Genomic DNA, 14,373 nt, shown 5'->3' on the forward strand with positions numbered 1-14,373 from the left:
GTCGCCGTCTCGTACCGGCAGTATGGCTCCAAGTTCCGCGTGTTTCCGCGGTTCTGTCGAGGACTGACGTCCTCCGACGGGGTTCCGTCGAGTTCAGGCCATCGCCGAGTACCGTGATCGCTCGAGTGCCAGTGGAGTGACAACGCCGGACATGGGTGGCTCGGCAGATGACATGCTGGAGCCAAGAGAGCCTGTGGATAACCGTGTGCACAACTCTGGTCGTCCGGGGCGCCGGCTTCAGTGAGTCCGGTCCTTCGTGGTGCCGACGGCGGAGAATGAACCCGAAATCCACAGCCCGAAACGATCGGATCAGTCGTGCTTGCGGAACATCTCCGTCCCCTGCGTCAGCCTGCGCTGGTACGGTTGAAGAACACGTTTCGAGCGAGAAGGTTTCACGTGAAACAACCCGAACCAACGCATTCCGCAGCATCCGCGCGAGACTCCGTTGGTAGCGCCTTCGACGCATCGACTCCCCTGGCTCGCGAACTCCACCATCTGACTGAGAGGCGCAAAGCCTTGGCTCACGCAACGCTGCCGACTCCAGACCACACCCGGGTGTTCACGGTTTCCAATCAGAAGGGCGGCGTCGGCAAGACGACGACGACCGTCAACATCGGCGCTGCTCTCGCCCGCTCCGGCGCACGCGTGCTGGTCATCGACCTCGATCCGCAGGGGAACGCCTCCACGGCCCTCGGAGTCGAGCACCACTCGGACGTCCCCAGCGTGTACGACGTCCTGATCGACGACTTCCCGCTCGCCGACGTGGTGCAGCAGAGTCCGGAGTTCCCCACCCTCTTCTGTGCTCCCTCCACCATCCACCTGGCCGGAGCTGAAATCGAGCTCGTTTCTCAGGTCGCGCGTGAACACCGGCTGCGTACCGCGCTCGAGCAGTTCATCCAAGATGCTGAGGAGCCATTCCACTACGTCCTGATCGACTGCCCGCCATCTCTCGGCCTGCTCACGATCAACGCCTTCGTCGCCGCGAAGGAGGTGCTCATCCCGATTCAGTGCGAGTACTACGCGCTGGAAGGGCTCAGCCAGTTGTTGAGCAGCATCCAGCTGATTCAGCGCCACTTGAATCCCGGTCTGGCCGTGAGCACCATCCTGCTCACGATGTACGACGGCCGCACCAACCTCGCGCAGCAGGTCGCTCAGGATGTCCGTGACCACTTCACGGGTCAGGTCCTCGAGTCCATCATCCCCCGCGCCGTGCGGATCTCGGAGGCGCCCAGCTTCGGGCAGAGCGTCATCAGTTACGACCCGACGTCTCTGGGTGCTGTCTCCTACCTCGAGGCCGCTGCAGAGATTGCGAATCGCTGGGCTGCTCAGCAGCACGCATCACCCGATACGAACCACCCTGAGGGAGTCAGTCACTGATGGCAACGAAACGAACCGGACTCGGCCGTGGGATCGGTGCCCTCATCCCGACCACGAGCTCCGATACCCAGGCCAACCGGCCCGTCGACGTCTTCTTCCCCGACAACCAGGGGACGGCTCGGAAGGCCGCGAAGGATGCGGCTACGGCGGCTGCCGACGCTGCTGCTGCGGCAGCCGACTCCTCAGCGCCGTCGTCGGAGCCGGCGGCATCCGACGAGGGTCCACAGCTCGTCGCCGTGCCCGGCGCTCGGCTCGCCTACCTCTCCCCCGGGCTCATCGTCCCGAACGCCAACCAGCCCCGTACCGTGTTCGATGAGGACCACCTCGCTGAGCTGGTGACCAGCATCCGCGAGGTCGGCGTCCTCCAACCCATCGTCGTCCGCCCCATCCCCGGCGACGAGGAGCAGTACGAGCTCATCATGGGTGAGCGACGTCTCCGCGCCTCGAAGGAGGTCGGCCTCGACCGGATTCCGGCGATCATCAAGGACACTGCGGATGAGGACATGCTCCGGGACGCGCTCCTCGAGAACCTCCATCGCTCCGAGCTGAACCCGCTGGAAGAGGCCTCTGCGTACCAGCAGCTCCTCGCCGACTTCGGGATCACCCAGGATGAGCTCGCGAACCGGATCGGCCGCTCACGGCCCCAGATCAGCAACACCATCCGTCTCCTCAAGCTGCCCGCGGCAGTCCAGCAGCGGGTCGCAGCGGGCGTGCTGAGTGCCGGCCACGCACGGGCCATCCTGTCCCTGACTGACCCCGAAGCGCAGCAGCGTCTCGCCGACAAGATCGTCAACGAAGACCTCTCCGTTCGTGCGGCCGAGGCCGCCGCCGCTCAAGGCGTCCAGGCGAAGAAGCCGAGGCCGATCGCAGGCTCCCGCCGTGGCCAGCTCGACGAGATCGCCGACCGCCTCGGTGACCGCCTGAACACACGCGTGAAGGTCACGCTCGGAGCGAAGAAGGGCCAGATGGTGGTCGAGTTCGCGACGATCGCAGATCTGAACCGCATCCTCAGCGAGCTCGGCGAGTCCGGCTTCGGACAATCCTCCTAGCGACGTTTCACGTGAAACGCGGGGTCCGATCAGCCGATCGGGCCCCGCGTTTGTGCTCGTATTCTGACGCGATGTCGAAGCGTGATGTCATGAGTGACGCATCGCAGATGTTCGCGGCCCGATGATAGAAGCCCTGATCAGCTCGATGAACGGTCGGAATCGTCGGACGCTTCACGTGAAACGAAAGCCCGCGGCCGGGCATCGCCGGCGACCACAGGAACACCCCGTTGCAAACGAAGAACCGCCCGACTCCGGAGAGTCGGGCGGTTCTGGACGAGCAGTATCTCCTGGTCAGCCGATGAAAGCTGCGAGGTCCTTCTCGAGGGCGGCCTTCGGCTTCGCACCGATGACGGTCTGAACGACTTCGCCGCCCTTGAAGACCTTCATGGCCGGGATGGAGGTGATCTGGTACTTCATCGCGAGGTTCGGGTTCTCGTCGACGTTCAGCTTGAGGACCGTGATCTTGTCACTGTTCTCGGAGCCGATGGTGTCGAGGATCGGGCCGACGGCGCGACACGGGCCGCACCAGGCGGCCCAGAAGTCGACTAGGACGGGCTTGTCGCTGTTGATGACCAGCTCGTCGAACGTTGCTTCGGTGACTGCATCTGACATGAGTGTTCTCCTTCGTGGTGCGCGCGTCGAGATGGGCGCGCGGTCGATCAAACGGTGGTGGCGAGGACCGGGTCGGACGGCTGGGGGCGGCCAGCCGTCTGAGCCTCGCCGATGGCGGACAGCTCGCCTGCGGCCTGCTCGCGGTCGGCGAGGTAGTGCTCCGCGTCGAGGGCCGCGATGGTGCCACTGCCGGCAGCGGTGATCGCCTGACGGTAGGTGGGGTCGATGACGTCGCCGGCGGCGAAGACGCCGGGCAGGTTGGTCTTCGACGAGCGACCCTTGACCGCGATCGTGCCTTCGGGAGCGAGGTCCAGCTGCCCGTGGATCAGGTGCGTGCGAGGGTCGTTGCCGATCGCGATGAACAGTCCGCCGAGCGGCAGGTGGGTCTCGGTGCCGTCGGTCGTGGATCGCAGCGTCACGCCGTCGACCGCGTCGGCGCCGGTGATGCCTGCGACCTCGCTGTTCCAGATGAACTCGATCTTGTCGTTCGCGAAGGCGCGGTCCTGCATGATCTTCGACGCGCGGAGGGTGTCCTTGCGGTGGATGACGTAGACCTTGGACGCGAAGCGCGTGAGGAAGGTGGCCTCCTCCATCGCGCTGTCGCCGCCACCGATGACCGCGATGGTCTTCTCCTTGAAGAAGAATCCGTCGCAGGTCGCGCACCAGGAGACGCCGTGGCCGGAGAGACGCTCTTCGTCGGCCAGCCCGAGCTTGCGGTACGCGGAGCCCGTGGCGAAGATGACGGTGTGCGCCTCGTGGACCTGCCCGTTGCCGAGGGTGACGGTCTTTACGTCGCCGTCGAGCTTGAGGTCGGTGACGTCGTCGTAGAGCACCTCGGTGCCGAACCGCTCGGCCTGCTCCTGCAGCTTCATCATGAGCTCAGGGCCCTGGATGCCGTCGGGGAAGCCCGGGAAGTTCTCGATCTCGGTGGTGTTCATGAGCTCGCCACCCGCCTCGACCGACGACGCGACGAGCAACGGCTGCAACGAGGCACGCGCAGCGTAGATCGCCGCCGTGTAGCCGGCGGGTCCTGATCCGATGATGATGACCTGACGCACGATGCTCCTCAGTGGTTCGTGGACTCCCGGACCAGGTGGGTTCCGGGGTTCCGAGTGGTGTAACACATCCTAACCGGCGCCTATTCCGCTGCTGTGGGGCCTCGGACAGCTCTCAGGTGCGCGCGATGCGCTCGTCCGTCAGGCGGCGATCAGCGGCCGAGGCGAGCGAGGACGGGTGCCAGAGCGGCCTTGAGTTCCGGCGTCCGCAGGAGGGCGAGGACGGCGAGGTAGACCGCCGCCATGACGGCGCCGACGACCGCCATCGTGATGATTGCTCCGGGGATCGTCGCGGTGGTGAACCCCTCCTCCCCGATGCCGCCCAACAGCGACAGGACGACGACGCCGACCGCGGCGGCCGGCATCGCGGCCGCGACGTATCGCAGGAGGCTGAGGAGGATCCGCTTCGTGTCGAGGCCGCCCAGCCGACGCCGGAGCAACCATGCTGCGACCACCGTCTGGGCGATGCACGCGACCGTGATGGCGAGGGCGACGCCGGCACCCACCAGGTGCTTCGGCAGGACGAGCAGGACGACGATCGCGAGCAGCACGAAGAGCAGCGTCTGGAACAGCGTGAAGAAGAACGGTGTCCTCGTGTCACCCAGCGCATAGAACGCGCGCTGCAGGACGAAGAGGATGCAGAACGGGACCAGTCCGATGACGAAGGCGATGATGATGCCGCCCATGGCCTGAGCCTGCTCGAAGGTCTCCGCGAACACGCTGCCGAAGGGGACGGCCACCACCATGATGACCGCGGCGGCGAGGACGATGAGGACGCTCACGACGCGGATCGCCGCCGAGATGTCGGCCTGGAGTCGAGGGATGTCACGCCCGTGCTCCCGGGTGCCCTGCGCGTGCTCGCTCATGCGGGTGAAGTACGCCGTCGCGATGGAGACGGTGATGATCGAGTGCGGCAGCATGAAGATCAGCCACGCGTAGTTGAGGATCGCGACGGATGGCCCCTGATCGCTGACGGAGGCGACGATCTGGGTTTCGATGATCCCCGCGCCGGTCGTCAGCAGCAACATGCCGAAGGTCCAGCTGGCGATTCGACCAGTGGCTCGGAGTCCCACACCCCGCCACTGGAAGTCGGGCCGGAAGCGCAGCCCGGCCTTCCGCCAGAAGAACATGAGGAACGCGGCCTGGACCACGACGCCGAGCGTGGCGGACCCCGCGAGCAGGACGGTCCTGCCGTCGGTCCACTCGCGCACAGCGAGGTCACCGCTGCCGTACACGCCGATGAAGGCGACCAGGCCGGCGATCGCGATGACGTTGTTGAGCACGGGCGCCCAGGTGAACGGCCCGAACATCTTGCGTGCGTTGAGCACCTCGCCGAGCACCGTGTACAGGGCGTAGAACAGGATCTGCGGGAGGCACCAGTAGGCGAACGCCGTCGCCAACGCGAACTGGTCCGGCGGCAGGGTGGCGGCAACGATGAACACGAAGATCGGCGCCAGCAGTGTGATGACCGCCGTGGCTCCACCGATGAACACCAGGGTGATGGTCACGAGCTTGTTGATGTACGCGTTGCCACCGTCGGCGTGGATGCCGGCTCGGACGATCTGCGGCACCAGCACGGCGCTGAGGACACCGCCGCCGATGATGACGTAGATCGTGTTCGGCAACTGGTTCGCGATGGCGAAGGTGTCGCCGATGACGACGACACCGATCGCCTGTGCCACGAGGATGGCCTTGACGAAGCCAAGGAGCCGGGAGACCAGCGTCCCCGAGGCGAGGAGGGCGCTCGCCCTGCCGATGCCGTCAGCCATTCGTCTCCCGTCGTCCGGGTGACGACTCTACCGGGGGCGTTCCGTCCGGACGCTCATCGTCGGCGGGAGTGACGCCCGCGGAATCGGACAAAGCGCGGCGCTTCGCCCGACGGCTGAGCACCATGCGGACGACCCCGCTAACGAACAGCAGGGCGACGAGCAGCGCGAGGACGACGGCGCCGATGCCCTCCCAGTCGGCGCGGACGTTCACCCCGACGAACGACTGCTCGCCGATGGCCTGACCACTCGTGCTGAACAGTTGCAGTCGGAGGGTGGCGTCACCGTTCCCGATCTGCGCCTGGACGGGGACGAGGACGGTGGCCCGTGAATCCGCGGCGATCTCCTGCGTGACGGACCCGGAGATGCTGAGGCGACCGTTGCTCGGCGACGCCTGCATCACGACGGTGACGGGGTACGGCAGGTCGTTCCGGACCGCGAACGGCAACGACACCTCGCCGCCCACCATGTTGATGCGACTGCTGTCCGTCACGCGGACCGATGCGAGGACCGTGTCCGTGCGTTCCTGCTGCGCGGTGACCGCGGCGCCCCAACCCTCAGCCGTAGGGAGCCACCCGGCGGCGAGGCTGGAGAGCAGCGTGGCGCGCTCACGCCCGGTCAACAACTCCGGTTCGTTCAGCACCGAGGAGAACTCGGTGACGAGGCGTTCGTCGTCGAGGAGGACTCGGACGTCCGACACCCGGTCGTCGTTCGGGGCCATCGCACCGAGGCTGACCGCGGTCGGCTGCTCCGTGAGGGTGCTCGCGAGGGACGTCCGGGCGGTGGCCGGCAACGAGCGGAGCGTGTTGACCGTGTCGCCCAGGGCTGGGAGGGCAGCGTCGACGGCGCGCGGGAGGACGGCGACGACCGTTCCGCCCGTCGACCCCTCGGTCCCGATGGCGGCGGCCCGGGCGTTCACGTCCGCGATGGCGTTCTGGAACGCGCTGTCCGTCGTCGCCGAGGCGGCGGCGCCCAGTGAGTCGGCGAGTCCATGGTCGACCAGGAGGGTCGGCGTCGTCCCGACTGTCGCCGATGCGCGGACCGTCTGGCCGCTCGTGGAGGTGTTGTCGGAGTCGATCATCGCGACCGCGCCACCGGACGCCGTGAAGACGGAGAGGTCGGCATCGGTCACCGCGCCGCTCGCCCACACGATGTTCGGAAGTGAGTAGCTCCATTCGAGCAGCTCGGCCATCGTCGGAACGGTCGGGACGGGTTGAGCGGGCGTCTCCGAGGGGGACGGCGTGGGGCTGGGCCCTTCGGACGGTGTCGTGGTCGGGGACGCTTCATCAGTCGCCGTCGCGGGTGACGGGCCGGTCTGCGGGCTCGGCTGGACGCCGTCGGGGTCGGTCGTCGGTGCGTCGGTCGGCGTCGGGGTGTCGGTGGGCTGCACCGCAGGGAAGTCGGCGACGTCCAAGGCGAACGAGAACGAGGTCGGTGCCATCAACTGTCCGAGCCCGGCCTCGGCTTGGACGGCGGGTTCCGCGTCGCCGTACTGGAGGGCGAACGTCTCGTTCGGTGCGGCCTCGAGCCGGGCGAGCCAGGCCACGGCGCCCTGGGGCGCACGGGTGCCGAGCGCTCTGATGGAGGCGATGATCCGAGGGTCGATCCCGAGGGCGATCTGTTCGCCGAAGTACGCGTCGAGCTGGGTGGTGAGGGCGCCGTCGTCGTCGGTGAGCTCGGTGAGCTCGTCGGCGTCGAGGAGGCCGCCGTAGCTGATCGGGACAGTGAGTGGGGCGACGAAGGCCAGGGAGGCCGCGGTGGGCTGTCCCTGGGATCGCCAGACCAGCGCCGTCCGCCCTCCGGCGGCCGTGTCCCCCGCCGTGTAACCGGCGGAGACGCCGTAGGAGCCCCAGGCGTCCGCGTCGTCGAACCCGAGTGCCGGGGGCGTGAAGTCGAGGCCGCTCACCACGTACTGCTGCCCCGCGATGAGTTCCGGGATCTCGATGGTCCGCACGACGGTCGTCCCGGTCGGCGTCGTCGCCGCGTCGGCACCCGAGGTGTCGAGCCACGTGTCGAGCGCGGCCGTCCCGGTGATGCGCGCGGTCGTGACGGCCAGCGAGAGGGAACCGGCCGGCAGGTCGTCGTCGGTGCCGTTCGTCAGGGTGATGCCGAAGGACGTGATCGAGGACTGCTCGACCGCTCCCCCGTCGCTCGGACTCACCTCGACCGACACGAGACCGTCCGGCGTCGTGGCGGCATGGGCGGTCTGCAGGGGTGCGGCAGCGGCGAGGGACCCTGGCGAGAAGAGCCCGGAGGACACGACGGCGAACGACAGCGCGGCTGCTGCGAGGGCGCTGAGGAGGCGTGGGAGGCGGCTTGGTCGTGTCATGGGCTGATGGACCACGTCGCTCAGGCGGAGTGGTCCGCTCACGATTCTACGGTGGCGCCCCAAACGAACCTGGGTGCTTGTGCACCGGGAGGTCACGGCATCCGCCGGGAGCGCCACCGAGCGCCGGGCTAGGACCCGTCTGACCCGATGCGATCGGCGTCGCCCTCGTCCGGCGGACCCTCGCCCTCACGCCGGCCGTGACCGAGCGACAGGGTCGCGAGGAACCCGACGGCCAGGAACGCGGCGGCAGCGAAGGCCGCGTACCGCGTGCCGTCCGAGAGCGCGACCTTGGCATCCTCGGCGACCGACGCCGTCGCCGGGTCTGCGGCGAGTCCGGCGATGGACGCCCCGGCGCTGTCGACCACGCTCGAGACCAGGGCGTCGCGCTGGGTGGTGGGGATCCCGGCGTCGTCGAGTCGAGCGTCGAGCACGGAAGCGGTGCTGACGAACAGTACGGTGCCGAGGACGGCGATGCCGAGGGCCGATCCGATCTGCCTCGCTGTGCTCTGCGTCCCTGAGCCCTGCCCACTCTGTTCGACCGGGACGTCCTTCAAGACGACGCCGGTCAGCTGTGCGGTCGCGAGTCCGACCCCGAACCCGTAGACGAAGAGTGACGCGGCGATCGCGAACCACGGGGTGGAGGTTCCGACCGCGAACCCGATGCCGACGACGCCGGCGATCTCCGCGAGGATGCCCACCCGCACGATCGTCACCGGCGCGACACGGTTCCCGAAGGCACCGGCGAAGCCGCTCGCGACGAACGATCCGATCGCCAGGGCCAAGAGGACCACGCCCGTCTGGAGCGCGCTGTAGCCGAGGACGTTCTGCAGCCAGATCGGGAGCGACAGGATGATGCCGAATTCGCCCAGAGAGACGATGAGAGCAGCGATGTTGCCGTTGCGGAAGGACGGCAGAGAGAAGAGCGAGAAGGCGATGATGGTGCTCCGCCCCTGCCGCACGCGCCGGCGGCCCCACAGCACGAACGCGATCGCACCGATGACGGTCACCAGGAGCGCGATGGGCACCGGGGAGAGCGAGAACGGCCACGTCCAGTCGCCGACGACCAGTGGTGCCTCGGTCGTCCACCAGCCGAGGCTGCGACCCTCGATCAGCCCGAAGACGAGCGACGAGCTCGTGACGATCGACAGCGCAGCACCGACACCGTCGATGCCTCCGGTCGCCACGTCTCGCGACTCGGAGACGAACAGGAGCAGGCCGATCACGATGACGACACCGAGCGGCACGTTGATGCCGAACGCCCAGCGCCACGAGAAGTCGGTCGTCAGCCAGCCACCCAGGAGCGGCCCGACCGCGACCATGCCGCCGATCGTCGAACCCCAGACGGCGAAGGCGATCGCCCGGTCGCGCCCTCGGAACGTCGCGTTGATGATCGAGAGGGTCGTGGGGAGGATCATCGCCCCACCGACGCCCTGGACGACCCGCGCGAGGATCAGGAGCTCGCCGGTCGCTGCGAGAGCGGCGAACACCGATGCTGCGACGAAGACGACGACCCCGAGGAGGAGCATCCTCCGGCGACCCACCCGGTCCGCGAGGGTCCCGAAGACGATGAGGAGCGCGGCGAAGACGAGGGTGTAGGACTCCTGGACCCACTGGACCTGGGTCGACGAGATGCCGAGGTCGTCCACGATCGACGGGATCGCGACGTTGACGATGGTGGAGTCGACGATGATGAGCGCGACGGCGACGCTGATGGCGACGAGTCCGAACCACTTGCGGCGGTCGGCGGTGCTTCGTCCAGGCGTCTCGGACGTGTTGGATTCCGTCATGCGCGGAAACGATCAGCTAGCTGCATAATTTGAGTATGCGCTCGCGTTCAGCGGTTGTCACCCACCATGTGTCGTATTCGAAATCGGGAATACGACTCGTCCACCGCATCGTGCCCTGAGACGCCGCTACTCCGCGTCGTCGCCCTCCCACGGCGGGCGAGCGACCTTGCCCGACATCCGCCACACGGCACGGGTCAGTTCCGGGTGCACTCGGGCGATCTCCCGCAGCACCTCATACTCCAAATGGTCCGCATTGTCGCGGTGGTCCTGGGCGTCCTCCAGCGAGGAGTACCCCGCGAGGCGCGCCATGGCGTGCTGGGCGGCCAGCCCTCGTGCGTGCAGCGCGTCGTCCCGGAGCACGGCGACGACGAGCTCGTCGACCGTCGGCATCGACGGCAGGAAGTCCCACGGGTCCTCGCCGTCACGTGCGCGGTGCTCGATGATGACGTCCCGTTCGAGCTGCGCATCACGCCGCAGCTTCGGGAGGTCGACCGCCTGCAGATCCACGTACCCTCCTCGCTCCGACGCACCGGCGGCGCGCACTCGGGTATCAAGGGTACGCCTCGTGTCGGCGCACCTCGCCGTCAAGACGCGGTCGAACCGTCACCGCGCCTGGTACCCGAGGACCATCGGCGTCGTCCGATCGGCGGATGGCCGGCCGGCCAGAGGTCCATCATCGTGCGGATGTGGCGGCGGACGGCACTCCCTAGCGTGGACTGGGGCGACTCGCGCCCACTCCGCGACCGAGAGGCCAGCCGCCCATGTCATTCCTCACGAGGCTCAGTCTCGCCAACCGATTGATCGTGGGCCTGATCACCGCCGCCATCGTCGTGTTCGGCCTCTTCGCCGTCGGCTCCCTGAAGCAGGAGCTGCTGCCGTCCGTCCAACAGCCCGGCGCCTACGTGTCGGCCACCTACCCCGGTGCATCGCCCGCGTCCGTGGAGCGGGAGGTGACCGAGCCGGTCGAACAGGCGGTGCAGGGCATCAAGGGCGTGACCGGCGTCACCTCGACCTCCGTCGGCGGCTCCACCTCCTTGCAGGTGAGCTGGGACTTCGGCCAGGACGACGAGAAGATCGTCGGCGACATCCGGAGCGCGCTCGCCGGTCTGAAGAGCGCCCTCCCGAGCGGCACGACCACCGAGGTCTTCGCCGGTGGCAGCGACGACATCCCCGTCCTCCAACTCGCCATCGCCTCCGAAGACGAGACAGGCGAGTTCGCAGGCCGGGTCGAGAGCACCGTCCTTCCCGCCCTCCGCGGCATTTCCGGTGTCCGCCAGGTCGACCTGGCCGGGCAGAACGCGACGCAGCTCGTCATCACGATGCGTCCGGCCGACCTCGCCGCCAAGAAGGTCACGGCCGAGGAGGTCGTGGCCGCCGTGCAGGCGAGCGGCGCGGTGACCGCGGCGGGGACGAGCGTGGACGCCGGTAAGGAACTCTCGATCGAGGTCGGCTCGGCGGTCGGTTCACTCGAGGAGCTGCAAGCGCTCCCCATCCAGCACGAGGACGGGCCGTTCGCGCTCTCCGCCGTCACCGACGTCGAGCTCGTGCCCGCGGCGGAGACCTCCATCGCGCGAGCGGACGGCCTCCCCTCGCTCTCCCTCACCATCCTCAAGGACCCGTCGGCGAACGCCGTCCAACTCGCTCACGCGATCCGCGATGCCCTGCCCGGGCTCGAGCAGGAACTGGGATCCGGCGCCAAGTTCACTGTGGTCTTCGACCAGTCGCCGATGGTGGAGCAGTCGATCCACGACCTCTCCGTCGAGGGTGGGCTCGGGCTCCTGTTCGCCATCATCGTGATCCTCGTGTTCCTGCTGTCGATCCGCTCGACGATCATCACCGCCGTCTCGATCCCCCTGTCGCTGCTCATCGCGATGATCGGGCTGTGGATCGGCGACTACTCGTTGAACATCTTCACCCTCGCCGCCCTGACGGTGGCGGTCGGGCGGGTGGTCGACGACTCCATCGTCGTCATCGAGAACATCAAACGTCGACACAGCGGTCGCGTCATGACCGCCGAGACCGTCGTCGACGCCGTCCGCGAGGTGGCCGGTGCCGTGACGGCGTCGACCATCACCACGGTCGCGGTGTTCCTGCCCGTCGCCTTCGTCGGAGGCACGGTCGGCGAGCTGTTCCGGCCGTTCGCCGTCACCGTCTCCGTGGCGCTCATCGCCTCGCTCGTGGTGTCGCTCACGATCGTCCCGGTCCTCGCCTACTGGTTCATGCGCGGCTCCTCTTCGCCGGCAGCGGCCTCCGACGTCGCTCCGACCGTCGACGAGGACGAGTCGGAGGCGTACTCCAAACTGCAGCGCGCCTACCTCCCGGTCCTCACCACGGCGCTCAAGCGGCCGGTGGTCACCCTGCTGATCGCAGCCGTCGTGTTCGCCGGGACGATCGTCTCGGCCGGGTTCCTGAAGACCGACTACCTCGGAGACATCGGGGGCGAGAACACGGTCACCGTCACCCAGGAGCTCCCTGAGGGGACGAGTCTGGACGTGACCAGCGATGCGGCGGCGATCGTCGAGGCCGTCCTCGCGAAGACCGCAGGGGTGTCGGGGTACCTCACCACCGTCGGCGGGAGCGGATCGAGCAACACGGCGCAGATCAGCGTGACCGTGGGTGAGGAGAGCTCGCGGGAGGCCGTGGCCGACACCATCCGCGACGCCGTGGCGAAGCTCGACGACGTCGGCGAGATCACCGTCGGAGACGCCGGCGCAGGACTCGCCGGTGGCGGCGGTGGCATGGAGGTGACGCTCCAGGGCGAGGACCCCGTGGCCCTGGCGACGGCCGCCGCGACCGTCCAGGAGATGCTCGGCACGACCCACGGTCTGCGGGATGCGACGAGTGACCTCGCCGACGAGCAGGGACTGCTGAAGGTGAACGTGGACCGCGCCGCCGCAGCCCGCTACGGCTTCACCCAGGAACAGGTCGGGCAGGCCATTGCCAGCGCACTCCGTGGCACGCCGACGGGCTCGGTCATCCTCGAGGGCGCTTCCCGGGACATCATCGTGCGCTCGCAGCGCGTCGGGACGACGCCGGCGGAGATCGCAGCACTCCCGCTCCCTGTCAGCGCGTTGCAGCAGGCAGCGGCCCAGAAGGCCGCGACCGATGCGCTCACGGCCGAGCAGGACCAGGCCACGCAGCAGGCGAAGGACGAGGCCGCGTCCCAGGCTACGAAGCAACGCTCGGAACTCCAGGAGGCGCGGTCGACGGCCGCGTCGCAGCTCGAAGCGCTCCGAGCGCAGTTGAGTGCGCTGCAGTCGGCGCCGGTCGAGGTTCCGCCCGTCACGCCCACCACGCCGGAGGAGGAGGCCGCGCAGCAGGCCTACGAGGCCCGTGCCGCGCAGCTCGCAGGGCTGAGCGACGCCATCACCCAGCTCCAGGGTTCCATCACGACGATCGACGAGCAGTTGACCGCGATGCGTGACGCGGAGGCGGAGGCGGCCGAGCAGCAGGCCGAGGCCGACCGTCTGACCCAGGCGCAGAAGGACCTCGCCAACGTCAACGCCGTCCCGATCCCCGTGAGCGCGGTGGCGCAGGTGGTGGAGGAGCAGGCCCCCGCAGCGATCACCCGCATCGACGGCGTGCGGACCGTGACCGTGTCGGCGACCCCGACCGGTGACGACCTCAGCGCGACGACCCTCGCCGTGCGGCAGGGGCTGAACGGCCTGGACCTCCCGAGCGGCGTCACGGCGTCCGTCGGCGGTGTCGCCCAGGATCAGGAGGAGTCGTTCGCACAGCTCGGCCTCGCCATGCTCATCGCGATCGTCCTCGTCTTCATCGTGATGGTGGCGACGTTCAAGAGCCTGCTCCAACCGCTCATCCTGCTCGTCTCGGTGCCGTTCGCGGCCACCGGAGCGATCGCCGCGCTGCTCATCACGGGCACGCCGCTCGGTATCCCGTCGATGATCGGCCTGCTCATGCTCATCGGGATCGTCGTCACGAACGCGATCGTCCTGATCGACCTGGTCAACTCGTACCGTGCGCGGGGTGACGGCATCGACGACGCCGTCCTGCACGGCGCGAGGCTCCGACTGCGACCGATCATCATGACCGCCTGCGCCACGATCTTCGCCCTGGTGCCGATGTCTCTCGGCCTCACCGGCGGCGGCGTCTTCATCTCGCAGTCGCTCGCGATCGTGGTGATCGGCGGTCTCGTCTCCTCGACATTGCTGACGCTCATCCTCGTGCCGGTGCTCTACCTGCTCCTGGAGCGGCGCACCGAGCGACGTCTCGCGAAGCGGGAGCGGAAGCGTGCGGCCAAGGCCGAGCAGGCGGCCGCGTCCACCGATCAGGACGCGGACGAGGACCTGGAGTCGATCATGGCGGCGGACCGCTGATCGGCGGGCGGGGTGAGTGGGGCCGCTTCGCGGAACTGCTCACCCCGCAGCTGGCACACTG

General features: G+C 68.3%; 9 protein-coding genes. 3 read left to right on the forward strand and 6 right to left on the reverse strand.

Annotated elements, in window-relative coordinates:
* Positions 1-396 precede the first annotated feature (396 nt).
* Together QRN27_RS11600 and QRN27_RS11605 are read left to right on the forward strand one after the other, a co-directional pair.
* Complete coding sequence (locus tag QRN27_RS11600) at positions 397-1,377, forward strand: ParA family protein (protein WP_194668414.1); 981 nt, start codon at positions 397-399, stop codon at positions 1,375-1,377.
* Positions 1,377-2,426 (forward strand): ParB/RepB/Spo0J family partition protein, encoded by a 1,050-nt coding sequence (locus tag QRN27_RS11605; protein ID WP_285042360.1) that lies wholly within the window; start codon positions 1,377-1,379, stop codon positions 2,424-2,426. Before QRN27_RS11600 ends, QRN27_RS11605 begins: the two co-directional genes overlap by 1 nt.
* A 291-nt stretch (positions 2,427-2,717) precedes the next feature.
* Here the strand turns inward: QRN27_RS11605 and trxA are convergent, their stop codons facing one another.
* The 6 genes from trxA to QRN27_RS11635 form a co-directional block, all read right to left on the reverse strand.
* Positions 2,718-3,038 carry a thioredoxin gene (gene trxA, locus QRN27_RS11610; protein WP_056010228.1) on the reverse strand — a complete coding sequence of 107 codons (321 nt, stop codon included), beginning with the start codon at positions 3,036-3,038 and terminating at the stop codon, positions 2,718-2,720.
* A 47-nt stretch (positions 3,039-3,085) separates the two neighbouring features.
* Entirely contained in the window at positions 3,086-4,096 is a 1,011-nt protein-coding gene (trxB, locus tag QRN27_RS11615; protein WP_056780521.1) for a thioredoxin-disulfide reductase, read from the reverse strand.
* Between the two features lie 149 nt (positions 4,097-4,245).
* Positions 4,246-5,862 carry a murein biosynthesis integral membrane protein MurJ gene (gene murJ, locus QRN27_RS11620; RefSeq protein ID WP_285042361.1) on the reverse strand — a complete coding sequence of 539 codons (1,617 nt, stop codon included), beginning with the start codon at positions 5,860-5,862 and terminating at the stop codon, positions 4,246-4,248.
* The gene (locus QRN27_RS11625) at positions 5,855-8,188 is read right to left on the reverse strand and encodes a DUF6049 family protein (protein ID WP_285042362.1); all 2,334 of its coding nucleotides are present in this window, start codon (positions 8,186-8,188) and stop codon (positions 5,855-5,857) included. Before QRN27_RS11625 ends, murJ begins: the two co-directional genes overlap by 8 nt.
* Positions 8,189-8,316: 128 nt before the next feature.
* On the reverse strand, positions 8,317-9,975 hold the full coding sequence (locus QRN27_RS11630; RefSeq protein ID WP_285042363.1) for a DHA2 family efflux MFS transporter permease subunit: 1,659 nt from the start codon (positions 9,973-9,975) through the stop codon (positions 8,317-8,319).
* A 126-nt stretch (positions 9,976-10,101) separates the two neighbouring features.
* The gene (locus QRN27_RS11635; RefSeq protein ID WP_285035232.1) at positions 10,102-10,482 is read right to left on the reverse strand and encodes a hypothetical protein; all 381 of its coding nucleotides are present in this window, start codon (positions 10,480-10,482) and stop codon (positions 10,102-10,104) included.
* 254 nt (positions 10,483-10,736) lie between these two features.
* On the opposite strand from QRN27_RS11635, the gene QRN27_RS11640 reads away from it, so the two are divergent.
* Entirely contained in the window at positions 10,737-14,312 is a 3,576-nt protein-coding gene (locus QRN27_RS11640) for an efflux RND transporter permease subunit (RefSeq protein WP_285042364.1), read from the forward strand.
* Positions 14,313-14,373: the final 61 nt, after the last annotated feature.

It is taken from the genome of Plantibacter sp. LMC-P-059a, from assembly GCF_030209505.1.
GTDB lineage: Bacteria > Actinomycetota > Actinomycetes > Actinomycetales > Microbacteriaceae > Plantibacter.